Origin of the sequence: Desulfovibrio sp. 86 (genome assembly GCF_902702915.1) — a bacterium.
Classification (GTDB): Bacteria; Desulfobacterota; Desulfovibrionia; order Desulfovibrionales; family Desulfovibrionaceae; genus Desulfovibrio.
Map to the genome: position 1 here is coordinate 456,180 of NZ_LR738849.1, position 23,993 is coordinate 480,172.

Here is a 23,993-nt window from a genome sequence, read left to right on the forward strand (position 1 = left end):
CCCGCGCACTGCACGCGGCCTTGTTTTCAGGCCGCCACAAGGTTATAGACATGGCTGAAAATCCGCCGCGCATCATTCTTGTGGGCCGCCCCAACGTGGGCAAGTCCACTCTGTTCAACCGCCTCATCCGCAGCAATCGCGCCATCACCCATGACAGGCCGGGCATCACCCGCGACCGCATGGACGGCGTGGTGCGCCGCAAGGACATGCCCGTATTCGGCATTGTCGATACAGGCGGCATCACTCTTGACGCACATGCCATGGTGGTGGAAGGCCCGGAGGGCATCCGCGGCTTTGAGCAGGACATCCTGAACCAGACAGAGGCCGCGCTCAAAGACGCCACAGCCGTGGCCTTTGTTGTGGACGGCCGTGACGGCCTGCTGCCGCTGGACGAGCATCTGGCCGCCCATGTGCGGCGCAAGGGACTGCCGACCCTCTGCGTAGTCAACAAGGTTGACGGCGCGGAACACGAAGACGAGCGCATGGCGGAATTCCACGCCCTGGGCTTTCCCCTCTTGGCTGTCTCCGCCGAGCACGGGCACAACATGAACGCCCTGGTTGAAGACCTTATTGCCCTGCTGCCCGAAGACAGCTCCGAGGAGCCCCCGGCCCCTCCCACGCTGCGCCTCGCCATGCTGGGTCGCCCCAATGCGGGCAAATCCTCGCTTATCAACGCCCTGTCGGGTGAAGACCGCATGATCGTCTCGGACGTGGCGGGCACTACCCGCGACAGCGTGGACGTGCGCTTTACCAAAAACGGCAAGGACTATGTCTTCGTGGACACGGCAGGCGTTCGCCGCCGCACCAAGATTTCGGACAGCGTGGAAAAGTATTCGGTCAACTCGGCCATCAAGTCCACCACCAAGGCGGACGTGACCCTTCTGACCCTGGATGCGGCCGAGGGCGTGAGCCAGCAGGACAAGCGCCTCATGGACATGCTCAACACCCGCAAGACTCCCTTCATGGTTCTTATCAACAAGTGCGACCTTGCCCCCCGCAACGCGCTTGACCAGTTGCGAAAGAACGTCAACGAACTTCTGTCATTCTGTCCCCATGTGCCCGTCCTGCTGGTTTCCGCTCTCAAGGGCAAGGACATTGGCAAAATCCTGCCCCTGGCGCAGAAAATTCATGACGAATGCAGCGTCCGCATCACCACGGGCAAGCTCAACCGCGCCATGGAAGAAGTGCTTACGCGCCACCAGCCCCCGGTGGTCAAACGCGTGCGGGCCAAGTTTTTCTATCTTACCCAGGCCGAATCCGAACCGCCGACCTTTGTCTTTTTTGTGAGCGACGCGGAACGTGTGCCTGAAAGCTATACCCGCTACCTTGAACGGGCGCTGCGGAAAATCTTCGAAATCTCGCACGCGCCCATGCGCATCCACCTGCGCTCAAGCCACAAAAAGAAAACAGCGTAAGCCCGCGCGGGCGGTTCGCCTTTACTGCCCGCCACTGCACAAAATATTAGAAGTCCGAATGCGGAACATCCGCTTCGGACTTCTGTTTTTACCCCGCTGCGACCACCTCATTTTTCCCGCCATCCCCCATGCGGCACTTGACAAACGCCAGGGGCTCGCATTGACAGAATGCCCGCAATAAGGCAATAAAAATCCTTCATCTAATATGACGTGCAAAGTCTGCGCGCACAATTTTCTCGTAGGAGGGGCAGATGAAAAAAGGTATGACATGGCTTGCCGCAATGGCTGTCTGCGTGACGTTGGCCGCGCCTGCTCAGGCTGCTGATCCCATCAAGATCGGCGTGCAGGGGGCTCAGTCCGGCGACCTGGCTTCTTACGGCGTTCCCAGCTTGAACGCGGTAAAAATCGTTGTGGATCAAGCCAATGCCAAGGGCGGTCTGCTTGGCCGCACCATTGAAGTTGTGGCGCAGGACGACCAATGCAAACCCGAAATGGCCACCAACGCGGCCACCAAACTGATTTCCGAAAAAGTCAACGCCGTTGTCGGCCCCATTTGCTCCGGCCCCACCAAGGCTTCGCTGCCCCTGTTCCAGGAAGCAGCCCTTATTGCGGTGTCGCCCACGGCCACCACGCCCGGCCTGACTGAAGACGGCAAGAACCCGCTCTTCTTCCGCACCGTGGCCAATGACAATGCCCAGGCCGCGCTGACCAGCGATTTCATGCTCAAAAACCTCAAGGTCAAAAAGGTCGCCTATCTGCATGACAACGGCGACTACGGCAAGGGTTTTGCCGACAAGAACCGCGAAATCATGGAAAAAGGCGGCACCGAAACCGTGCTTTTTGAAGCCGTTACCCCTGATGCCGTGGACTTTTCCGCTGTAGTGCGCAAACTGCGCCGCGCCAAGCCCGACATCATCGTCTTCGGCGGCTACCAGCCCGTGGCCTCCAAGCTGTTGCAGCAGATGCGCCGCGACAATCTGAAGACCCCGCTCATCGGCCCCGACGGCGTGAAGGATGAAACCTTCCTCAAGATGACTGGCAAGGACAGCGAAGGCACCTATGCCTCCTATCCCAAGGACACCAGCACCCTGCCCGAATACAAGACCGCGCGCGAAGCCCATATCAAGGCTTTCGGCAGCGAGCCCGGCTTTGGCTACTACAATGCCTATGCCGCCGCCCAGTGCCTGCTGGCCGCCATTGAAAAGGCCGGCAGCACCGACACCGCCAAGGTCAAGGACATTCTGCGCGACAACAAGGTGGACACGCCGCTTGGCAAGATCAGCTTCAATGCCAAGGGCGACGCCGCCGGTATGGGACTTTCCATATACCAGGTCAAAGACGGCAAGTTTGTGGAACTCAACCACAGCATCGTCCTTGAATAAATGATCAAGGGGGGCGCGACCTTGGTCGCGCCCCCGTTTTCGCACGCATTTTCGGCCAGGTCGACGGCAATAACGGAACTTACGCCAGAGGCGCACCCGCTCTGGCGCGTAGGACGGCATGGATATCCAATTTTTTATAGAACTTTTCTTTGGTGGACTCACCAGAGGCAGTATCTATGCGCTTATAGCTCTGGGCTATACCCTTGTGTATGGCATCATTGAGCTTATCAACTTTGCGCATGGTGAAATTTATATGCTTGGCGCTTTCACGGCCCTGCTTGTGGCCGGAGCCCTGGGCGTTTACGGCTTTCCTGCCGGGGGCATACTGGTTGTTGCCGCCCTTGCGGCCATTGTCTGGTGTGCGGCCTACGGCTACACCCTTGAAAAGGTAGCCTACAAGCCCCTGCGCGGCGCACCGCGTCTTTCGCCGCTTATTTCGGCCATTGGCATGTCCATCTTTTTGCAGAACTATGTGTTGCTGGCCCAGACAGCGGACTTTGTGCCCTTTCCCAACCTGCTTCCCGAGATGAGCTTTCTTGACTATATCGACAACGTCATGGGGCCCAGCGATTTTCTCATTCTGCTGGTCAGCACGCTGGCCATGCTGGCCCTTACGCTCTTTATCCGCTACACCCGCATGGGCAAAGCCATGCGCGCCACGGCGCAGAACCGTAAAATGGCGCTTCTGCTGGGCATCAACGCCGACCGCATCATTTCGCTGACCTTTATCATCGGCTCGTCACTGGCGGCCCTGGGCGGCGTGCTCATTGCCTCGCACATGGGGCAGGTCAACTTCGGCATCGGTTTTCTGGCGGGACTCAAGGCATTTACGGCCGCGGTGCTCGGCGGCATCGGCTCCATCCCCGGCGCCATGCTCGGCGGCCTCGTGCTGGGATTGGCCGAAAGCTTCACCACTGGCTATTTTTCAGGCAACTATGAGGACATGCTGGCCTTTGCCATTCTTATCCTCATCCTTATTTTCCGGCCCGACGGCATCCTCGGTAAAGCCAAAGTGCAGAAGGTGTAGCCATGCAAAGAGTCATCAAGGCCGCCGTAGCGGCACTCTGGTTCATGCTGCTCACCTTGCCCGTTCTTGGCCTCAAGCTGAACACCATTGAACGCACCGTCACCTGGCGGCTGGATCGCATCGCGCTTCTGGGCCTTGCCATCTTCGGCCTCGCCATGCTGTGGGACTGGTGCTTTTCGCGCAAGGCAAGAGGGCTGCCCATCATCAAACTGCCTGCCGGTTTCGGCATTGGCCCCGCCATGGCCGCGCTTTCGCAAAAGCCCAAGCTCATGGCGGCCAGTCTGGCCGCTTTGGCTGCAGTCATGATTATCATGCCCATGGTGAGCTCCTTCTACCAGACCAACATCATGATCTCGGCTCTGCTCTACGTGATGCTGGCCCTTGGTCTGAACATCGTCGTGGGTCTGGCCGGTCAGCTCGTGCTGGGCTACGTGGCCTTTTACGCCGTGGGCGCATACGCCTATGGCCTGCTGCACCAGTTCTTCGGCTTCGGTTTCTGGATGTGCCTGCCCATCGGCGGTTTTGTGGCCGTTATCTTTGGCCTGGCGCTGGGCTTTCCCGTGCTGCGTCTGCGTGGCGACTACCTCGCCATTGTCACGCTTGGCTTTGGCGAAATAGTGCGTCTGGCCCTGCAAAACTGGACCAGCCTCACCGGCGGGCCGCGCGGCGTGAGCGACATACCCCGCCCCGGCCTTTTCGGCATGCAGATGGACATCAACACCAGCACCACCTACGTGTACTATCTCGTGCTGGTGGCCGTGGTCATCACCATTGTGGTTATCAGCAGACTCAAGAACTCGCGCGTGGGCCTCGCCCTGCAAGCGCTGCGTGAAGACGAAATCGCCTGCGAGGCCATGGGCATCGATATCATGCGGGTCAAACTTTCCGCCTTTGCCCTCGGTTCGTGCTGGGCTGGCTTTGCCGGAGTGATTTTTGCGGCAAAGACCACCTATATCAATCCGTCGAGCTTCACCTTTATGGAATCGGCCATGATCCTGTCCATGGTGGTGCTTGGCGGCATGGGCTCCATCACCGGCGTTGCCATAGCCGCGTTCATTCTCATCCTTGCGCCGGAATATCTGCGGGCCTTTTCGGAGTACCGCATGCTTATCTTCGGGGCCATTATGGTTATTATGATGATTTTCCGGCCTCAGGGTCTTATCAGCGGCGAACGCCGCAGATACCGCATCAGCGCCCTCCACGACGCCGAAGGAGGCCGCCCGTGAAACCCGTGCTTGAAGTGCAGGAGCTTTCTCAGGATTTTGGCGGCCTGCGCGCGCTCAACGAGCTGTCGCTCACGGTCAACAGCGGTGAGATTGTGGCTCTTATCGGCCCCAACGGCGCGGGCAAGACCACGTTTTTCAACTGCGTGACGGGCATCTACACCCCCACAGAGGGCAAGATGTTTCTGCACGACAGCAAGGGCGATCCGCAACTGCTCAACGGCAAGAAGCCCCACGCCATCACCGCCATGGGCATGGCCCGCACCTTTCAGAACATCCGCCTTTTCGGCGACATGACTGTGCTTGAAAACGTCATGATAGGCCGCCACTGCCGCACCAGGGCCGGCATTGTGGGGGCCATCCTGCGGGACGGCCGCACCCGCCGTGAAGAACAGGAAAGTATCGACACAAGTTACGCCTTGCTGGAACTGGTGCGCTTGCAGGATTTCTGGAACGAAGCGGCCCGCAACCTGCCCTACGGAGCGCAGCGCCGTCTTGAAATTGCCCGCGCGCTGGCCACCGAGCCGCACATGCTGCTGCTGGACGAACCCGCCGCAGGCATGAACCCGCAGGAAACCAACGAACTCAAGGAGCTGGTCTGCTCCATCCGTGACGACCAGCAGCTTTCCATCCTGCTGATTGAACACGATATGGGCATGGTCATGTCCCTCTCGGATCGTATCTACGTTATGGAGTACGGTTCGTGCATCGCCACCGGCAAACCCGAAGAAATACGCGCCAACCCGCGCGTCATCAAGGCATACCTGGGAGAAAGCGATGCTTGAGCTGCGCAATGTTGATACGTTCTACGGCAATATCCAGGCCTTGCGGGATATTTCGCTCAAGGTGGAAGAAGGCGACATCGTAACCCTCATCGGGGCCAACGGCGCGGGAAAATCCACCACCCTCATGACCGTGTGCGGCATCAACCGCCCCCGTCAGGGCGAGATTTTCTGGTATGGCAAACCCATACATACCCTGCCCCCTCACGAAATCGTGGCCCTCGGCATTTCACAGGTTCCCGAAGGCCGCCTGATTTTTCCCGACCTGAGCGTGCGCGAAAACCTGGACCTTGGCGCTTTTCTGCGGCAGGACAAGGAAGCGGTAAAGGATGACCTGGACTACGTGTTCAGCCTTTTTCCCATCCTTGCGGAACGCCGCAAGCAGGCCGGAGGCACCCTCTCCGGCGGCGAACAGCAGATGCTGGCCATCAGCCGCGCCCTCATGGGACGGCCCAAGCTGCTCCTGCTGGACGAACCCTCGTTGGGGCTTGCGCCCATCATCATTCAGCAGATTTTTTCCATCATCCAGAAGGTCAATGCCAATGGCACCACGGTCTTTCTGGTGGAGCAGAACGCCAACCAGGCCCTGCGCATCGCCACGCGCGGCTATGTGATGGAAAACGGCCGCATTGTCATGAGCGACAGCGCCGCCAATCTTTTAAAAAGTGAAGAAGTGCGCACGGCCTATCTGGGCATGTAGCGCACAGCAAGATTCGGCTGTCTGACAAAAAGTATGGCGCGGCGTTTGTTACAAACGCCGCGCCATGCTTTTTTTTGCAGCTTTTTTTAGAGCAGCGGTGAAATGCTTTGTGGGGGAGGGACCCTTTTGTAAAAGGGTCTCCTCCCCCACGCCCCCTCCCCCTAAAACCTTTATTTCCTTCTGGAGCCTGTTACCTTTTTCAAAGGTAACAGGCTCCAGAAGGAACCAAAGTATAGTGCGCTGACCACGGCTTATTTTAGGGAAGCTCTGTAAAGAGCCTCCTGGAAACGTTGATTTATTCTCTGCCGCCCGGCAGTTCGGCTATGGATTCCCCGTCTACAGAATGGGCCTGATAGCTCCTGCGCGCCGCCGCTTCCGAGGTATTGGCGTAACAGTAGACACAGCCGTGGGGGCAAGTGTTGTACTGGCCAATGTCCTTGCAGGGCACGCACAAACAGGTGGGGCGCTGGCCCGGGTCACGGGGATACTCCGTCCCTGAAGCCTCGCCAAGAATGCCCGACGCGCCGGGCAAAAGCATCTGCTCGCTGGCGCTGATGCCAAAAAGCTCCAGCACGTCCGGATGGCGGCGGGTCAGTTGAAGTATGAGTTCGGGATCAGTGCAGCGGTTATGCTCCACCCCCTGGGCTGACAGATCCGCCTTTTCGCCGCAGGTGGCGACCCGCATGCCGTGCCGCGCGCAGATTGCCGCTATGGCCGCCGCCATACGGCGCATTTCATCGGGCGTAAAATCGCGCCAGGTCATACCTTTGCGCCGCAGATTTTCCGCCACCTTGCGGTAGGGGGCGATGTCGGCAAAACTGAAGACAAGCTTGGTAGTGCAGCCCGCCAGAGCTTGCGCCAACCGCTCAACCCGCTCCAGCAAATCCTCGCAGGAAAGCATACGGCTGCCGGGATTGGCGGCCAGCATAAGAGGGTCGAATCGCCACACCACGCGATCCGGTCCCACCGCTTCCGCCAGACGCCGGAATGTCTCCACCCGACGCGCCAGCGGCGGCACCCCCGGTTCCCATCCTTCGGTCTCATAGTCGTTGAGCGTGTATTGCACGTAGGAAGCAAGGCCGCGCGCCTCCACGGCAGGCAGATGCGCAATGAGGGGCAGCGGATTTTTGCTCCAAAAAACCACCGCCCGCGCACGCGCCATGGAGACATACTGCGGCTTGCCGCTGAAGGGATTGACCCAGCACGCATAGCCAGCCTCCAGCCTTTTCATGAACCAGGGCATATAGAAGGCGGGAACGTCCGTGGCGCGGCTCACCGCCAGCAGGGTGGGCGCTACTGCCCGCACGGGGCCGGACGCGGCATTGATGGTGACAAGAGGCCATTTCATGCGCGCAGTGTGTCAAGGGCGCGGGCGGCCGTCAATACGTGCATGGGGGGATGCCTGGGGCACATATGCTCTGCCGTCGGGCACGGCACAAATACGTGCATGGGGGGATGCCGTGGGCACATATGCCCTGCCGACGGGCACGCCGCCATACGCGCATGCGGGAGCCGCCGGATGTCACGTGTGCCGCCGCCGGAGTCCCCGCGCTTCCACGCCGCCACACGCCGCGCCTCCTGGCCGGGGTGGCGCGGTTGCCCGACCGCACAAAGGAGCCCTGTCTGACGCCGTCGCGGCAGGCCCGTGGGGTGACGCCATAGGCTTGTTTTGACAAATTTCATGCAGTTGCTATTGTCCCAACAGAACCCCATGCGGATAAAACTTTAAACACATTGGTATTGCATGTCGTTTCTTTCATGGCTGCAACGCATCTTCACACCGCCCTCCACTGGCGACCATGACCTCGATAACGGAGGCCAGGGTCTTCAGTGGAACCAAAATGCCCGCATCGTGCTGGCCATTATCATCGTCATACTTTCGGCCTTCGTGGTCTACAGGATACTGTCCTGATGTCAAAAAAACTCTGGCGTCTCACTGTGCGTGATGATTTTTCCGCCGGGCATGCCCTGCGCCACTATGAAGGCAAATGCGAGCGCATGCACGGCCACAACTTTGCCGTGGAGCTTACCGTTGAAGGCAGCCAGCTTGCCGCTGGCACGGAAATGCTGCTGGACTTCAAGGTGCTGAAAAAGGGTCTCAAAATCGTGCTCGACGCCCTGGACCACCGCCTGCTCAACGAAACCCCGCCCTTTGACCGCATCAATCCCTCGTCCGAAAATCTGGCGCGCCATATCTGGCAGGGCATGGAGGCGCATCTGGCCGCCCACGACGATCCCCAGGCCCGACGGGTGCGCCTGCACAGCGTCACGGTTTCAGAAAAAGGCGCTCAAAGCGCCACCTATCTGGAAACGGACTAGCGGTATCGCCCTCGCGGAGCGCTCCCATGCCACAGGCCCTCTGTCTTCTGCACGCCAATTGCCAGGGCGAAGCCCTGCTGCCCCTGCTGCAAAATACTCCGGCCTTTGCGCGGCGCTTTACCGTCCGCCACTATGTCAATTACACGCGGGAACATATCGACAGCCAGGACTTGAGCCAGTGTGCGCTCTTTCTGTATCAAAGGCTGGCCCCCAAATGGGGCGACATTTCCACAGAGCAGATCCTTCCCCGGCTGCCCAAAAGCTGTCAGGCCATCGAAATTCCCAACCTTTTCTTCAAGGGCTACTGGCCGTTCTGGACCAGCAAAACATCCATCAATTTTGGCGACAGCCTGTTGGAGAGCCTGCTTGAGCGGGGGCTGAGCCCGGAAGAAGCGCTGCACGTCTACCTGCGCGCCACGCCGGGCATGATGGGCGACCTGTCCGCCGTGGCGGAAGAAAGCCTGCGCCGCGAAGAAGAAAAACAGGCCCAAAGCCCCATTGTCTGCGCGCCCCTGCTGCGCGAACTGTGGCAAAAGGAACAGCTTTTCATTACCGTCAACCATCCGGGCCGCACACTGATGTTCCATATGGCCGACAGCCTGTTGCGCCTGCTCGGGCTGGGCGGCCTGCCGCAAGCCGTCCGCCGCGCCTACGCGCATCCCCTTGAGGATTTCTGGCTGCCCATACACCCCGAAGCGGGCACGCTGCTGGGCCTGCCATTCGCCAGCCCCGCACGGCGTTACCCCGTCTACCAGACCAGCCTGACCCACGCCCAGTACACGAGCTGTTATCTGGCATGCAAAAGCCACGATACGCCGGATTTGATAACCTTTTTAAAAAACCTGCCGCCCGGGCCTACCGCCTGAGCGGAGAACGAAGGAGTTCTTCATGAAGGTGCTTCTTATCAACGGCAGCCCCCATCCCAAGGGCTGTACTTTTACGGCGCTGTCCACCGTTGCGGCGCAACTGAAAAAAAACGGCGTTGAAAGCGAACTGATCCAGATCGGTTCCAAGGCCATACGTGGCTGTATCGCCTGTGGAAAATGCAAGGATACTGGCTACTGTGTTTTCAAGGATGATCCCGTCAATGAAGTCATTGACCTTTTGCGCGCCGCCGACGGGGTGGTCGTGGGTTCGCCCGTGTACTACGCTGGCCCCAATGCCACCCTCTGCGCCCTGCTGGACCGCATGTTCTTCATGAAGTCCGCGCCCTACGCCTTCAAACCAGCGGCGGCCGTTGTAAGCTGTCGCCGGGGCGGGGCTAGCGCGTCCTTTGACAGGCTGAACAAGTACTTCACCATTGCCCGCATGCCCGTGGTCGCCTCCCAGTACTGGAACTCCGTGCACGGCAACAATGCCGAGGAAGTGGTGCAGGATAAGGAAGGCATGCAGATCATGCGCACCCTTGGCGACAACATGGCCTGGCTCATCAAGTGCATTGCCGCCGGCAAGGCCGCCGGAGTCAATCCGCCCGCCATTGAAGCCTGGGAAGCCACCAACTTCATCCGCTAACTATTATAGTGTTACGTTGAAAAACGTTGTGGGGGAGGGACCCTTTTGCAAAAGGGTCGCCTCCCCCACGCCCCCACCCCCTAAAACTCTTAAGGTCAGTGTGTGTTGGCGTAGTACAAGACGCTTTCTGCTCTGAAACGAATTTTGAAGGCAGATCAGAGCGCCTCCGTGAAAAACACTCCAGGCACCAGAACGCACACAAGCCCGAAGGTCTAGGCCTCCGGGCTTGTGTGCAAGATATATCCGGCTCGCGCCTGTTACGGCTTCAAAGGCACAAGGGCCTTATAGGGGCCGCGCATTTTGTAGATAAAGTCTGCCATCTTCAGGTCGCCGCTGACCAGCATCATGAGCAGTACGCCAGAGGACTTGTCCTCGCGCACAATGCCATACCCCTTGACGCCCTGCTGCTCAAAGGTGAATTCCCACTGCCCCTGACGCAGCACGGGGGTGCTCCCTCCCAGTCGTTGCGCATTGGCCCTGGCGGCGGTTTCGGCTTCTCCCGCTTTGGCAGGCCCCACGATAATGAGGATTGAGGACTTATGTTCCTTTTGGCCAAGCAGAACCTGAATGGCATCCTTGACCTTGCTTGGCCCGTTAACAACGACCCAGTTGGCAGGCAATTCTATGCTGTAGTACTTTGTCGTCACAGGCACGGCCTGGGCGCTGCCCGCCAGAGGGGGCAGAACCATCAAGGCCAACAGGCAGAACATTGCCCATGACATTTTGAAGCGGCAAAAAGACTGCATGGCGTTCTCCAGTATTTTCCAAAGTAATTTCATGATGAAGATGCCCTGGTGGACGCATGGGCAGGCATGACGCACGGTTGCAAGCGCGCTTTCAGCCCTTGCCTTGAAGGCCGCGTCCTTACGGGCCGGGCCGTCCTGCGCGGAGCAATGTACCTTTTACATTACCCTAATGGCGCTCTGGCGGCTGCCTGGGCAGACATCCGCTACTGAGGCGTAAGCGCAGTTCATCTGCGCAATTAAACGCCGTAGTGAGCGTGTCGTAAACGTTGAGAATGTACATTCTGAACGGTAATCTGCTCCAGATTGCGCGGCGCTGAAAAAACAGATCACCCTTTGTTTGCGCCAGCCCGCAACGCGGTGAGCGTATGCATCTTTTGCGGCCGCACATTTTCAAGGGGAATTTTTACAAAAAATCTCACATGGATCACTGTACGGCCCGCAGGCGTTCATGTCTATAAAAAGGGTTTTGCCACCCCTTGCCCGGCGCGGACAATGTTTGTAGTATCGCGTTCCAGTGAGGGGTACCATGCTGCAAAAACTGAATTCTTTTCGTTCAAAGCTCTACGTTTACCGTTTTGAGCTGCTGATGACATCCCTTCTGTGCGTCTTTGTTTTCAATATCTTTTTTCCCGACAATATCTATGGCGGCATGGCCCAGTCCATCTACCTGCCCTTTCAGTTGCTGGCTGGCCTGGTGCTTTTTGAATTCAAAAGGCGCGTCATCTGGCTTGTGGTGCTTTTTGGCGTGCTGCTGATGATCTGCCGATCGCTGAATCTCTTTTTTGCCAGCAGCCTGCTGGCCGAAGTGCTGCTGCTCTACATCTGCTTTTTCGGCAGCGTGACTCTGGAGGTTTTCCGGCAGATAGCCCACGCGCAAATGGCCGGCACACGCATGATATACGCGGCCATCTGCGGCCTCATGCTCATCGCCTATTGCGGATTCTATCTCTTTTTGGCCATCGAATTTGCCAACCCCGGCTCCTTCAATGGCCTCGGCGCAGGCGAAAACGCCATTAACGATCTCTTCTATTTCAGCTACATCACCATCTTGACCATTGGCTACGGCGACATCACGCCACACACCTGGATAGCCAAAAATGCGGTCGTGCTGGTGGGTTTTATCGCCTATGTCTATTCCATTGTGGTCATAGCCACCATTGTGGGCAGGGTACAGCGCACGCCGCACTCCTCGCCCGCCGGACCGGCAACCGGCATACCCGTTGCGCAGCCCCACCCTTCTGCACATCAGGCGGCACACCCGGCGGCGCATTTGGCGGCACACCCGGCAGATTCGCATCATGAAGGCCAAGCCGACCCGCTGGCCAAATCTCCGGCCGGGCCGCAAATTGACCCGCCTGTTGCTTCGCCTGTTGACCCGCGTTGACTCGCATGTTGACCCGCAGACGGGCCAGCGCACGCCGCAGACAGCGCAGCACGCGCCCCAAGACGCTGACTCCACGCGCCATCGGGCATAAGCGCTCCAAAGGTCAAAAAACGCCTACTCCGGCGCAACCGCGCACATACCTTGAGCAGATACGTTGCGCAAGTAAATTACGCAGACAGGCCGCGCTGCGTCTTTTAACGCAAACGCCCGTTCGTGCAGCCGCTGGGGCAATTTCACTTTGAAACTGCCCTAGGCCTTGCGCCTGAACATCCATACGGCCACGCTCACTGTCACAATGCTGATGCAGGTGATCTTGCCCAGGCTGACAGCCGCTGCGGCCACGGTTATGTCTTTAAGAAAAACGCCCTGAATGATGGTCGTAAAGTGCCGCAACGGGTTCAACTGGCTGGCGTGCTGCAAAAAAACCGGCATGTTCATGATGGGCGTCACGCCTCCCGAAATGAGTATGCAGGGCACCCCCACGGTAAACGCGCCCAGAAAGGCCTGCTGCTGCGTGGCCGACAGGGAGGACACCATAAGTCCCACCCCGCCCGAAGCCGCCGCGAACACCAGCATGGCCAGATAGAGCAGCACCACGGAGCCTGTGAAGGGCACGCCGAAGCCCAGTACCGATATGACCAGAAATATGGTTCCGTGCACCATGCCCACAAGACAGCCCGGCACAAGTTTGGCCAGGGCAATTTCTGTGGGTATGGCGGGCGACACCAGCAGTTGGTCAAACGTGCCCACCTCGCGCTCGCGCGCCACTGAAAGCCCCGTAACCACCAGCCCCAGCATGAAGCTCAGCATGCCAATGAGGTTGGGCAGAAAAAACCACTGAAATTCCAGATTGGGATTGAACCAGCAGCGCATGCGTATGTCCAGCCGGGGCACTTCTGCGGCAGCGCTTTGCATGACCTGGCCGCGTGGCGTGGCAGCCGCCACCTGGGCCACGATGCGCTCGAAATAATAGGCAGCGATCTGCGCGGCATTGGAGCGCCGCCCGTCCAGAATAACCTGGGCCTGCGCCGGTTCGCCCTTTTCGATATGTCTCGAAAATTCCTCGTCAAAAACCAGCACAAAAAGCGCCCGTTGCCGATCCGCCACTGGGCGTATCTGCCCTTCTCCCTGCAAATGGGTCACGCTGCGAAAGGTGGGCGATCCCTCAAGGGCGTGTATGATGTCCCTGCTCCAGCGCCCGCTGTCGTGATTCAGCACGGCCACATCCACATTGCGCACCTCCATGGTGGCAGCCCAGCCAAAGATGACGATCTGCATAAGCGGGGGCACGATGATAAGAAGGCGCGAAACCTTGTTGCACAAAAGAACCAGCAGTTCCTTGCGCACAATAATGGCCATGCGGCGCAGGTTCAGGCGGGGGAATAACTGGCTCAGACGAGCCGCCCCTCTTGCAACCAAGCCCCTGCCCGCAGTGGAAGCCCCCCCCAGACGCCGCGCCATCACACATCCAGCCTTTTGACGAGGTTTTTGTACACCAGCCCGAGCAATATGGCGGCCAGCAGGCCCATAAAAGCCAGACTGGGGCCGAAAATCGCCCAAACGTCGCCCGTAAGAAAAATGGTGCGCAGACAGGTGTTGAAGTAGCTGGCGGGCAGCAGCCTGGTAATGGCCTGAAGCACAGGAGGCATGCTGTTGATGTCAAAAACAAAACCCGACAGCAGCAGGGCGGGCAAAAAACCGGAAAACAGTCCGGCCTCCGCAGCCACAAGTTGCCCGCGCAAACTGACGGAAATAAGCAGCCCCTGCCCAAGCGCGCTGAGCATAAATACAGAGGATAACAGCAGCAATATCCACAACGAGCCGCGAAACGGCACGGCAAAGAGCAGCACCGCCGCTGTGGCGCACAGGGCCATGCTGAACATGCCCATGCAGAAATAGGGAATGAGCTTGCCCAGCAAAAGCTGCATGCGGCTCACAGGCGTGGCGAACATGGCCTCCATGGTGCCCCTCTCCCACTCGCGGGCAAAAACCAGTGAGGTCAGCAGGGTTCCGATGAGCGTCATGATGACCGTAATGGCCCCCGGCACCAGAAACTGCACGCTCTTGGCCGCCGGGTTGAACCAGAAGCGGGGTTGGACGATTATGGGCGGTTCGGCCGCCACGCCGCCGGGCAGGGCCGTGGTCTGCCACCTGGTCACAAGACCCTGGCTGTAACTCTGGATATACTGGGCCGTATTGGGTTCCGAACCGTCCACCAGCACCTGCAGCTCACCCACGCCGCCGCGCTCCAGCGCCGCGTCGAAATCCTGCCTGAACACCAGAATCCCCTGCACTTCTGAGTCGCGCATGAGGCGGGCGGCCTCGTCCATGCCGCTGACCCCGCGCGTGGAAAACCAGGGGGAATGCGCAAAGTCCGCCGCGAGATCAAGGGAATGTCTGCCGCCGCTTTCATTGAGCACCGCAAGACGCAGTATTCCCGCATCCAGCGTGATGCCGTACCCGAACAGCAGCAGAAAGACAAAAGGCAGAACCCCGGCCACCAGATAGGAGGACGGGTCGCGCACGATCTGCTGAAACTCCTTGCGGACAAGAGCAAGCAGTTGTCGGAGCCAGAGGTTTTGCTTCATATGCCTTTTACCCTAGAGCATTTTGCTTTTGAAACACTCCCTGTTTCAACGCATCATTCTGGCGAAAAACGTGGTTTGCGCCAGCCATCAGCAGGCTGCTCGCTCTATTAACAATTGCTGTCTTAATCCGTAGCTTCCTTCGTCGCAACGGCTAAAGCTCGCCAGAATCCACGCCACTTCGTGGCGGCTGCCGCCTTCGCGTCAGCAGAGCAATTTCAAGCGGCAGCCGTTAGGCGACGAAGAAGCCTTACGGATGGCGACAGCATCGCTAGTGAACTTGCTCTAAAAACAAAGGGCGGTGCCGCGCCTTGGGGCAGCGCGGACATTCCAGTATCGCGCCAGTATGGCGCATGCCCTACTGGGGATGCTGCCTGTCATACTCTTCAATACTGGCGATAAAGGCCTCCTCCAGCGTGGGGTCTTCCACTGTTTTACAGGAGGCCTTGAGTTCGTCGGGCGTGCCCATATGGATCATGGCCCCACGGTAGATGAGAGCTATGCGGTCGCAGTATTCGGCTTCTTCCATAAAGTGCGTTGTGACCAGAACGGCCGCTCCGGCTGTGGTCATGGCCGAAATATGCTTCCAGAAGTCACGGCGGGTGCGGGCGTCCACGCCGGAGGTGGGCTCGTCCAGAAAAAGCACGGGCGGCTCGTGCAGTGTGGCGCACAAGAGGGCCAGGCGCTGCTTCTGGCCCAGAGGCAGGTCAGCGGTGCGGCTGTGCAAAAAATCCTGCAACTCAAGGGCCCCGGCCAGCACGGGCAAAAGTTCGTCACGCCGCTGACGGCTCAGACCGTACAGTTCCGCAAATATTTTTATGTTTTCCGTCACCGGAATGTCGGGGTACAAAGAAAACTTCTGCGCCATGTAGCCCAGGCGGGCGCGGGCATTGCTGCCCGCCGTGAGCAGATCCATGCCCGCAACCGCGCACTGGCCCGATGTGGGCCGTGAAAGACCGCAAAGCATGCGAAAGGTGGTGGATTTGCCCGCCCCGTTGGGGCCAAGAAGGCCGAAAATCTCGCCGGGCCGCACGGAAAAACTGATGTCGCGCGCGGCGGTAAAGTCGCCGAATTTTTTGGTGAGGCTGCTGGCTTCGATGCTTGGTGAGGGCTGGGACTCTGCCGGGGCGTCACCCCCCGCGCCGGGTGCGGAGCCAGCCAGCGCTCCAGCAGGGCCAGCCAGCGCGCCTGCGGAGCAAGACTGTGCGCCTGCCGAATGGGCCGGATCAGGCTCTGCACCGGGCACGCCAGCCCTTGCGCCGGACGAGTCCGCCGAGCCGGGAGCGCCGGATACTCCTGACGCGCCGGAGCCGTTTATCGCATACAGCCTGCCGTATGGCGAAGGATTCTGGTTGATGCCGCCCACAGCGCTCATATAGGCGTCTTCAAAACGCGGTGACACGGGTTCGCCGCCTTTTTCCCGAACATCGCGTCCCAACTCCGGGGAAGCGTCTCTGGCCAGCACCAGGCGGATACGGCTGCCCTGAACAAGGGCGTCCTCAATACCGGGGCGCATACTCCAGATGGCCAGCTCCCGCCGGTGGGCTCCTGCGGGCGTTTTAAGCAGAAAAACCCTGTCCCGCGCCCTGTCCGTGAATTCCTGCGGGGCACCGGAATAAAGAACCCCGCCCTTGTCCAGAACAACCACCTGCGGGCAGCGTTCGGCTTCATCCAGATAGGCTGTGGCCCAGATCACGGTCATGCCGTCGCGACTCAGATCCTGCACCATCCGCCACAGTTCGCGGCGCGACTGCGGGTCCACGCCCACGCCCGGCTCGTCCAGCAGCAACAGGCGGGGCGACCCCAGGAGCGCGCAGGCAATGCCAAGCTTTTGCTTCATGCCGCCAGAAAGACGCCCGGCCAGCCTGTCCGTAAAGGGAGCCAGCGACGTGAACTCGAGAAGGCGGTCAAAAAGCTCCTGGCGGGCCTGCCCTTCCAGCCCGCGCAAACTGGCGTGCAAACGCAGGTTGCCCATGACGGTGATGTCTTCGTACAGGCCGAAGCGTTGCGGCATATATCCGATGCTGTTGGCGCTTTCGCTCAAAAGTTTGTCTGGGGCTTTGCCAAAAACGCGCACCTCGCCGCTCGTTGGAAGCATGAGCCCCGCGAGGATGCGCATAAGGGTGGTTTTGCCAGCCGCATCCGGCCCCACAAGTCCGGTTATGCGCCCGGCGGGCACAGTGGCCGAAACGCCGCTCAGCGCTGTTACGAGGTGGGCGCCCTTGCCGAAAGTCATGCCCAGATCACGCAGTTGTACGGCCGCTTCACCCTCGGAGGAAGGGTTTTGAACCGCTGTGGCCACGCTCATGATCCGGCGGCCTCGTCAACAACAATGGTGACGGGCATGCCCTGTCGCATGAGGTTTTCAGGGTCAGCGACCTGCACCCGCAGGCGGTACACCAGCGCGGTGCGCACCTCGCGTGTTTCCACGGTTTTGGGCGTGAATTCCGCCGTGGGAGAAATAAAACCCACTGTGCCGGGAAAACTTTTGCCCGGAGCCGCATCCACCATGACGCGCACAGCCATGCCCGGCTTGATGCGCCCCAGGTTCGGCTCGTCCACATAGGCACGCAGCCAGACCGGATCCGTGAGGGTCAGCGTATATACCGTCTGCCCCTCCTGCACAATGGCTCCGGCCTCGCGGGCGCGGGTGAGCACAATGCCCTTTTGCGGAGCGGCAAGCACGCTGTCGTGCAGCCGTATTTCCACCCGCTTCAGGGCGGCTTCCGCGCCAGCCACGGCGGCGCGCTGCGCCAGCACGTCCTCTTCCCTGTAGCCGGAAAGCAGCATATCCAGCTGATCCTGGGCAGAACGGAGCTTTGCCGCCGTTTCGCGCGATTGGGCACGGGCATTGTCCAGCTCTTTCTGGGAAATGGCGTTGGAAGAACGCATGGCTGCGACGCGGCGCAGATTGATGGCGGCATTTTCAGACAGGGCCGTGGCCGCGTTTACCGCAGCCCTGGCCTGGGCAATCTCCTCAACCCGGTACCCGCGCTCAAGGCGGGCCAGAGCGGCCTTTTCGCCCTCAAGACGGGCAGCGGTCTCATCCCGCTGCTGGGTCAGCAGATCAGCGTCCAGTCTGGCCAGAGCCTGCCCTTCGGCCACGCTGTCGCCCTCATCCACCAGCACTTCGGCTATGCGCCCGCCAACGCGAAAGGCCAGGTCTACCTGGCGGATATCGACATTGCCGTATAGCGTAAGGCTGCCAGAGTGTCGGCCGTCCAGCCAGCGCCACAAAAAAAGGGCTGCCAGCACCAGAACCGCCACGGCAGCCACACTCACAACCTTGCGAGAAGTTTGCATGGGCCTCCCGATCCTTTAGAGCATTTTCGCATTGAGAATAGAATATCCATTCTCGCGGTAGCCGTTGCCCGCTTCGCGCTTAATAGCGCAAATAAATAGCGCTTACGTCTCGCTATGAGCACTTGCTCCCGCAGTCGTCAGAGCAATTTCAACATGAAAATGCTTTATGTTCGGCCGCCGCATACCACGTAAAGCGACCTGTACAAAACATACCCAGTGCCGCGCGCCTTGTCCACAGCGTTGCACATGAACGGCACCATAACGAGCCGCCCCCGGCATTGCTGCCGGGGGCGGAATTGGGGCGTATACAGACCTGTGAGGCTCAAGGGCAGGCAGAGGGCGCTTGACCCTCAGTTATCATATTTCAGAAGGATCGATGCCGCAGGCGCGGGCAACACCCGCTCCATACGCCGGGTCGGCCTTGGCGCAGTTACGGATATGCCGCAGTTTGATCATCTTGGGCGCGTCGCCCAGCTGACGGGCAGTATTACCGAAAAGGGCTTCCTGCTGTTCGGGCGTCATAAGGCGGAAGAGCTTGCCGGGCTGTTCGTAATAATCCTTATCATCGCAGGGATACGACCAGTGATCGGCGTCGCCGTTGATCTTGAGCGGCGGCTCGGCCGCACCCGGCTGTTCCTGCCACGCGCCGTAACTATTGGGTTCATAATTGGTATGGCCGCCGTAGTTGCCGTCCACCCGCATCTGACCGTCGCGGTGGTAGCTATGGAAGGGGCAGCGGGCCTTGTTAACCGGAATGAGATGATGGTTCACGCCCAGACGGTAGCGCTGCGCATCCCCGTAGGAGAACAGGCGCCCCTGGAGCATCTTGTCCGGCGAAAAACCTATGCCGGGCACGATGTTGGCGGGGTTAAAGGCTGCCTGTTCCACTTCTGCGAAGTAATTTTCGGGATTGCGGTTCAGTTCCATCACGCCCACTTCGTGCATGGGCACGTCCTTGTGGTACCAGACTTTGGTAAGGTCAAAGGGATGGTAGGGCAGCTTTTCGGCGTCAAGCTCTGGCATGACCTGCACAAAGAGTTTCCAGCGGGGGAAATCGCCCTTTGCGATATGTTCGAACAGGTCGCGCTGATTGCTGTCGCGATCACGCCCGATAATCTCCTGGGCTTCGGCGTCTGTGAGGTTTTTAATGCCCTGCTGGGTCTTGAAATGAAACTTGACCCAGAAGCGTTCATTCTTGGCGTTGATGAAACTGAAGGTATGGCTGCCAAAACCGTGCATGTGCCGGAATGAGGCCGGGATGCCACGGTCGCTCATGACCACGGTGACCTGATGCAGGGCTTCGGGCAGGAGAGACCAGAAGTCCCAGTTATCTTGGGCGCTGTGCATGTTGGTGTGCGGATTGCGCTTCACCACATGGTTAAGGTCGGGAAATTTGAGGGGGTCACGCAGGAAGAAGACAGGGGTATTGTTGCCTACAAGGTCAAAGTTGCCTTCATCAGTATAGAATTTGATGGCAAAACCGCGAATGTCGCGCTCGGCGTCGGCCGCGCCGCGCTCGCCAGCCACGGTGGAGAAACGAACAAAGAGATCAGTTTTTTTGCCTACCTGAGAAAAGAGCGAAGCCTTGGTAAAACGCGTTATGTCGTGGGTGACTGTAAACGTGCCGTAGGCTCCCGATCCCTTGGCGTGCATGCGCCTTTCCGGGATGACTTCGCGGTCGAAATGGGCCAGCTTTTCAAGAAACCATACATCCTGCAAAAGCATGGGCCCACGCGGCCCGGCGGTGAGAACCCTGTTGTTGTCGGCCACCGGCGCACCGGCATTGTTGGTGAGTTTGTTTTGATCGTTCGGCATTGTGGTCTTCTCCTTGGTTTGTCTGTGCGGGCCAAGGGGCGCTACTGCCTGCCCTGCCCAGACGATGACACGGAAAGAGCCTATTGTAAATAGTAATTATTACTATTTATCAACAATCCTTTAAACCTCCTCAAACTCCTTGAACTTTATGGATAAACTATTGCTTGACCGGTGTCTTACTGCGTAAAATGGGCTTGCCAAGGTTCAAACCTTCGCAGGCATGCGCCACTTCCGCCGCTCTGGCCTCATTCCCTCTCAAGAGTACCAGGATAACCAGCAGTTTGCCCGACCGCTGCAAGCGCGTTCTCAGGCCGCGCCCTTCAAGGCGCTGCCGCAGGCTGTCAACGCTCTCTTCATCCTTGAAAGCTCCAACCTGAAACACGTAATCAAACATATCGCCCACGGGCTGCAGGCTGTTCAGCACCACGGGGTGGTTTTTCTGGGGCTGCGCAGCTTGCCCCGCGTTTGCGCCCGCTGCGGGCGCCGTTGCGGGCGCGTTTGCCTGTGGACGCTGCCCGGCCGCCTGCGCCGCCGGAGTCCCGACAGGCTGCATGGCTGCAGCGGCGGGAGTGCGCGCCTGAGGCCCGTCAGTCATGCCTGGCGGCAGGCTTTCGCCACGCAGCACGCGGGCGAAACGCAGTTCTTCGGCGGCAAGAATTTTTTGCTTGGGAACGTCCTCTTCCGCCGGTTCCACGACAACACCTTTTTTCAGCGCGCCACCGGCTATACCGACCTGCGCCGGATGCCCCCGCCAGTAGGCTCTGCCGCTCATGACGCCGCCCACATAGGCAAGCGCTATGGCCGCCACAACAAGAAAACAGGCCGCCAGCAGCGAAGAGGGCCGCAGACACAGGCTTTTGGGAGAGTCTTGCTGGTCTGACGGAGAGTTACGTGACGCTGGAGGCATGATTTTTCCTTAATTTCACTGAATTATTTATATTTTTTATACGAATCTTTAAACCTGTCGTAACATAACAGGCACGGCTTCAAGCGTAAAGAGCGGCGGCAACGCGCTCGCGTCCCGACTTGCGGGCACGCCCCGCGCTCTGGTATATATTCTGTGTCTTACAAAGACATTGGGAGTACGCTCATGACCATCAGCAATAGCTCACGGTGCAATCTGCCTCTGATTCTCGCCTGCCTCATGCTCTTTTTGTGGAGCGCCGCCTCTATGGCGGCAACGCCGCAAAATCTGTCCATCGTCAACCAGACAGGCGAAGATCTGCTCAATATCCACCTGCAAAAGGGCAAGGTCACGCAATTCATGCGTCTGGACATGACGCCCGGCAACAGCGAAGAAATTGAAAATCCCGGCGGCACGGCCGAGCTGCGTTTCGACACAGGGCTGGCCCTGTGGACGTTCAGCCGCGTTCCCCTGGGGCAGGCAAAAAGCCTGACCTTCGGCCCGCAGCCCGATACCCTGACCGTGGCAACGAGCAAGGGCGAGAGCCTCCAGTTTCGCGCCCGCATGCGCAGCCTGTTGCCGGATGAAAACAGCGGGCCGGTCTGCGCCCTGGATAAGTTTCGCCCCGGCATGCGCATGAAGGACGTGTGCGCCCTGCTGGACCAAAGCCCCCCGCATGACGACAATGACGCCGTGCTCACCAGCCTTGGTTTCGCGGGCATGGTGTGGGCGGCGCGTCTGCTGCCGGGCCAGGTGGAAAACGGCAAACCCGGCATTGCTCGCACAAAGGGGCCTGACCGCCTTGAGCATATGGAACTGCGCCGCAAGCTGGACGCCGCAACGCTGAACAAACTGCTGACAACCCTGTATGCGCAGGGCTACGCCCCGTGGCAGGCCGAACTGCCCGGCCTGGATATGAACTTTGTTGAAATGCCCAAGACAGATACGGCCAAGCACAAGGAAATACTGCAGCAAGTGCTGGACTACTTCATGTCTGCCGGTCAGGGCGAAGCCACAATTATGCTGGCCCCCGCGTCCATGCTGCCCACGCTGGCCGACGCCGACAAGCCGCAAAGCGATGTGCAGCTGTTTACGCTGACCCTGCGTCACAGCTCAAAAAACCTTGTGGTGGATGTGGCCGCGTATCGGGCCAGCGAAGGCGGCCGCTGATCCGGCTCTTTGGCTGCAAATGGTTCATGAAGATGCATACAAAAAACCCGGCCCGGATAAATCCGGGCCGGGTTTTTATCTGAAACTGACTGGATGAAATACTATCCCCGCTTCAGTTCACAGCACACGTTGTACTGTCCTAAAACACACTAAGAGTTTTAGGGGGTGGGGGCGTGGGGGAGGAGACCCTTTTGCAAAAGGGTCCCTCCCCCACAAAATATCTCTCCCCCACAAAGCATTTCAAAATAACATTGCCCTAAACAGGCCGTCCTTCCTTTTTGGCCGCGCGCTTGTCGCGCAGCCAGTCGTACCATGCCTGAAGCCCCTGTCCCTGACGGCAGGAGACCTCAAAGATATCCAGGTCTTTGTTGAGCTTGGTGGCAAAGTTGCGGGCCCGCGTCATATCAAAGTCCACATAGGGCAAAAGATCGACCTTGTTGAGCACAAGAGCGCGCGCCAGATTGAAAAGAAGGGGATATTTTTCGGGCTTGTCGTCACCTTCGGCCACGCTCAGCAGGGCGACCTTGGCGTCTTCGCCGCAGTCGAATTCCACCGGGCACACGAGGTTGCCCACGTTTTCGATAAAAAGGATGTCCACGCCTTCAAGGTCAAGGCTGTCCAGAGCGGTCAGAATCATGTTGCTGTCGAGGTGGCAGCCGCCGTCCGTGTTGATCTGCACGGCCTGAGCGCCAGTGGCGGCCACGCGGCGGGCGTCGTTATCCGTTTGCAGGTCGCCTTCAACCACCGCCATGCGAAACTCTCCCGCCAGATCGGTCAGCGTGCGTTCGAGCAGCGTCGTCTTGCCCGCCCCTGGCGAGCTGATGAGATTCAGCGTCAGAATCCCACTGTCAGACAAACGCTTGCGCACATGGGCCGCCATTTTTTCATTGGCTTCCAGCACATTGCGAACCACGGGAATTTGCATGCCTGTCTCCTAACAGACTCCGTGAGGAGTCCCTGGTCTGAAGTATGGGGCGATATGGGAACACCATGGCGGTGTTAGGGAAACGCTGATGTATTCCGTTTGGCGGCATTGCTTCACTTTTTTTGAAACAGCCGAGAACGGAAGAGTCCACTCCTGCTTCAAAAAAAAGAGCGCGCCTTGCCAAACGAAATACCAGCGCGTTTCCATAAGGCTCTTTAATCAGTGCTTACTAAAAGCAGATTAACATTGAAATGCTTCACATTTCAATGTTTTCATTCAGCCAAAAAATGCGATTTCCGGCTGAACCCACTGGCATACAGTAGCATACACTAGCATGCAGTTACGGCGCACCGCATTCTCGTGCGTCGATCGTGCATGTACCTTTTTTCAAGGGTAAAACGCTCTAGCTGGCCTCAAGGCGGTTCAGGTACAGTTCCCTGCCCTGCTTGACTACATGGCCGAACTGCTCGCCGCACCCCGGACAGGGCTGTATAAGGGCTTCCTGCCCCTCGCCGCCAAAATCCGCACCACAGAAGGGGCAGTGCAGTTGCAGGGGAAGTTCTTCAAGTTCAAGGCGCGCGCCCTCATGGGGCGTGCCCTGAATCATGGTCTCAAAACAGAACTGAAGCGACTCGGGCACAATACCGGCGAGAGCGCCGTACTTGACGTTCACGGCCTCGATACGAGTGCAGCCCTGCCGGGAGATTTCCTCTTCCGACATCTTCAGCAGACTTTGTGCAATTGCCATTTCGTGCATACGACCACAATAGCGCAAACCCCTGGCAAGGTAAAGGCTGGAAG

At 59.0% G+C, this 23,993-nt stretch carries 22 protein-coding genes; 12 read left to right on the forward strand and 10 right to left on the reverse strand.

Annotated elements, in window-relative coordinates:
• Positions 1 to 50 precede the first annotated feature (50 nt).
• From der to DESU86_RS01965, 6 genes are all read left to right on the forward strand, one after another.
• Complete coding sequence (gene der, locus DESU86_RS01940; protein WP_179979506.1) at positions 51 to 1,415, forward strand: ribosome biogenesis GTPase Der; 1,365 nt, start codon at positions 51 to 53, stop codon at positions 1,413 to 1,415.
• A 251-nt stretch (positions 1,416 to 1,666) separates the two neighbouring features.
• A complete protein-coding gene (locus tag DESU86_RS01945) occupies positions 1,667 to 2,797 on the forward strand; it encodes a branched-chain amino acid ABC transporter substrate-binding protein (protein ID WP_179979507.1) in 1,131 nt (376 codons plus the stop codon).
• 118 nt (positions 2,798 to 2,915) lie between these two features.
• Positions 2,916 to 3,824, forward strand: coding sequence for an ABC transporter permease subunit (locus DESU86_RS01950; RefSeq protein WP_179979508.1), 909 nt, complete (start codon positions 2,916 to 2,918; stop codon positions 3,822 to 3,824).
• Positions 3,825 to 3,826: 2 nt separating this feature from the next.
• On the forward strand, positions 3,827 to 5,050 hold the full coding sequence (locus DESU86_RS01955) for an ABC transporter permease subunit (protein WP_179979509.1): 1,224 nt from the start codon (positions 3,827 to 3,829) through the stop codon (positions 5,048 to 5,050).
• Positions 5,047 to 5,832, forward strand: coding sequence for an ABC transporter ATP-binding protein (locus DESU86_RS01960; RefSeq protein ID WP_179979510.1), 786 nt, complete (start codon positions 5,047 to 5,049; stop codon positions 5,830 to 5,832). Before DESU86_RS01955 ends, DESU86_RS01960 begins: the two co-directional genes overlap by 4 nt.
• Positions 5,825 to 6,529 carry an ABC transporter ATP-binding protein gene (locus DESU86_RS01965; protein WP_179979511.1) on the forward strand — a complete coding sequence of 235 codons (705 nt, stop codon included), beginning with the start codon at positions 5,825 to 5,827 and terminating at the stop codon, positions 6,527 to 6,529. The genes DESU86_RS01960 and DESU86_RS01965 overlap by 8 nt, the downstream gene beginning before the upstream one ends.
• 295 nt (positions 6,530 to 6,824) lie before the next feature.
• Here DESU86_RS01965 and DESU86_RS01970 read toward each other — a convergent pair whose 3' ends face one another.
• On the reverse strand, positions 6,825 to 7,877 hold the full coding sequence (locus DESU86_RS01970) for a DUF1848 domain-containing protein (RefSeq protein WP_179979512.1): 1,053 nt from the start codon (positions 7,875 to 7,877) through the stop codon (positions 6,825 to 6,827).
• Between the two features lie 396 nt (positions 7,878 to 8,273).
• Here DESU86_RS01970 and DESU86_RS01975 point away from each other — a divergent pair, with 396 nt between their 5' ends.
• From DESU86_RS01975 to DESU86_RS01990, 4 genes are read left to right on the forward strand one after another with little or no spacing between them, the layout of a single operon-like run.
• Positions 8,274 to 8,441 carry a hypothetical protein gene (locus tag DESU86_RS01975; protein WP_179979513.1) on the forward strand — a complete coding sequence of 56 codons (168 nt, stop codon included), beginning with the start codon at positions 8,274 to 8,276 and terminating at the stop codon, positions 8,439 to 8,441.
• Complete coding sequence (queD, locus tag DESU86_RS01980) at positions 8,441 to 8,848, forward strand: 6-carboxytetrahydropterin synthase QueD (RefSeq protein ID WP_179979514.1); 408 nt, start codon at positions 8,441 to 8,443, stop codon at positions 8,846 to 8,848. Before DESU86_RS01975 ends, queD begins: the two co-directional genes overlap by 1 nt.
• A gap of 26 nt (positions 8,849 to 8,874) precedes the next feature.
• Entirely contained in the window at positions 8,875 to 9,714 is an 840-nt protein-coding gene (locus DESU86_RS01985) for a WcbI family polysaccharide biosynthesis putative acetyltransferase (RefSeq protein ID WP_179979515.1), read from the forward strand.
• 22 nt (positions 9,715 to 9,736) lie between these two features.
• Positions 9,737 to 10,360 (forward strand): flavodoxin family protein, encoded by a 624-nt coding sequence (locus tag DESU86_RS01990; RefSeq protein WP_179979516.1) that lies wholly within the window; start codon positions 9,737 to 9,739, stop codon positions 10,358 to 10,360.
• A gap of 257 nt (positions 10,361 to 10,617) precedes the next feature.
• Here DESU86_RS01990 and DESU86_RS01995 read toward each other — a convergent pair whose 3' ends face one another.
• Positions 10,618 to 11,106: a hypothetical protein gene (locus DESU86_RS01995; protein ID WP_232088223.1), complete on the reverse strand. Its 489-nt coding sequence runs from the start codon at positions 11,104 to 11,106 to the stop codon at positions 10,618 to 10,620.
• Positions 11,107 to 11,632: 526 nt separating this feature from the next.
• Here DESU86_RS01995 and DESU86_RS02000 point away from each other — a divergent pair.
• Positions 11,633 to 12,490, forward strand: a complete 858-nt coding sequence (locus tag DESU86_RS02000) for an ion channel (RefSeq protein WP_232088224.1) — start codon at positions 11,633 to 11,635, stop codon at positions 12,488 to 12,490.
• 249 nt (positions 12,491 to 12,739) lie between these two features.
• On the opposite strand, the gene DESU86_RS02005 is transcribed toward DESU86_RS02000, so the two are convergent.
• From DESU86_RS02005 to DESU86_RS02030, 6 genes are all read right to left on the reverse strand, one after another.
• Positions 12,740 to 13,951, reverse strand: coding sequence for an ABC transporter permease (locus DESU86_RS02005; RefSeq protein ID WP_179979517.1), 1,212 nt, complete (start codon positions 13,949 to 13,951; stop codon positions 12,740 to 12,742).
• Positions 13,951 to 15,078, reverse strand: coding sequence for an ABC transporter permease (locus tag DESU86_RS02010; RefSeq protein ID WP_179979518.1), 1,128 nt, complete (start codon positions 15,076 to 15,078; stop codon positions 13,951 to 13,953). Before DESU86_RS02010 ends, DESU86_RS02005 begins: the two co-directional genes overlap by 1 nt.
• Positions 15,079 to 15,433: 355 nt before the next feature.
• Positions 15,434 to 17,383 carry an ATP-binding cassette domain-containing protein gene (locus tag DESU86_RS02015; RefSeq protein ID WP_179979519.1) on the reverse strand — a complete coding sequence of 650 codons (1,950 nt, stop codon included), beginning with the start codon at positions 17,381 to 17,383 and terminating at the stop codon, positions 15,434 to 15,436.
• Entirely contained in the window at positions 17,380 to 18,378 is a 999-nt protein-coding gene (gene hlyD, locus DESU86_RS02020; protein ID WP_179979520.1) for a secretion protein HlyD, read from the reverse strand. The genes DESU86_RS02015 and hlyD overlap by 4 nt, the downstream gene beginning before the upstream one ends.
• A gap of 357 nt (positions 18,379 to 18,735) precedes the next feature.
• Positions 18,736 to 20,193 (reverse strand): catalase, encoded by a 1,458-nt coding sequence (locus tag DESU86_RS02025; RefSeq protein WP_179979521.1) that lies wholly within the window; start codon positions 20,191 to 20,193, stop codon positions 18,736 to 18,738.
• A gap of 157 nt (positions 20,194 to 20,350) precedes the next feature.
• On the reverse strand, positions 20,351 to 21,100 hold the full coding sequence (locus DESU86_RS02030; RefSeq protein ID WP_179979522.1) for an SPOR domain-containing protein: 750 nt from the start codon (positions 21,098 to 21,100) through the stop codon (positions 20,351 to 20,353).
• 183 nt (positions 21,101 to 21,283) lie between these two features.
• On the opposite strand from DESU86_RS02030, the gene DESU86_RS02035 reads away from it, so the two are divergent.
• Positions 21,284 to 22,267 (forward strand): peptidoglycan glycosyltransferase, encoded by a 984-nt coding sequence (locus tag DESU86_RS02035; protein WP_179979523.1) that lies wholly within the window; start codon positions 21,284 to 21,286, stop codon positions 22,265 to 22,267.
• 256 nt (positions 22,268 to 22,523) lie between these two features.
• Here DESU86_RS02035 and hypB read toward each other — a convergent pair whose 3' ends face one another.
• Both hypB and DESU86_RS02045 read right to left on the reverse strand, forming a co-directional pair.
• Entirely contained in the window at positions 22,524 to 23,192 is a 669-nt protein-coding gene (gene hypB, locus DESU86_RS02040) for a hydrogenase nickel incorporation protein HypB (RefSeq protein ID WP_179979524.1), read from the reverse strand.
• Positions 23,193 to 23,595: 403 nt separating this feature from the next.
• Positions 23,596 to 23,949 (reverse strand): hydrogenase maturation nickel metallochaperone HypA/HybF, encoded by a 354-nt coding sequence (locus DESU86_RS02045; RefSeq protein WP_179979525.1) that lies wholly within the window; start codon positions 23,947 to 23,949, stop codon positions 23,596 to 23,598.
• Between the last annotated feature and the right edge of the window lie 44 nt (positions 23,950 to 23,993).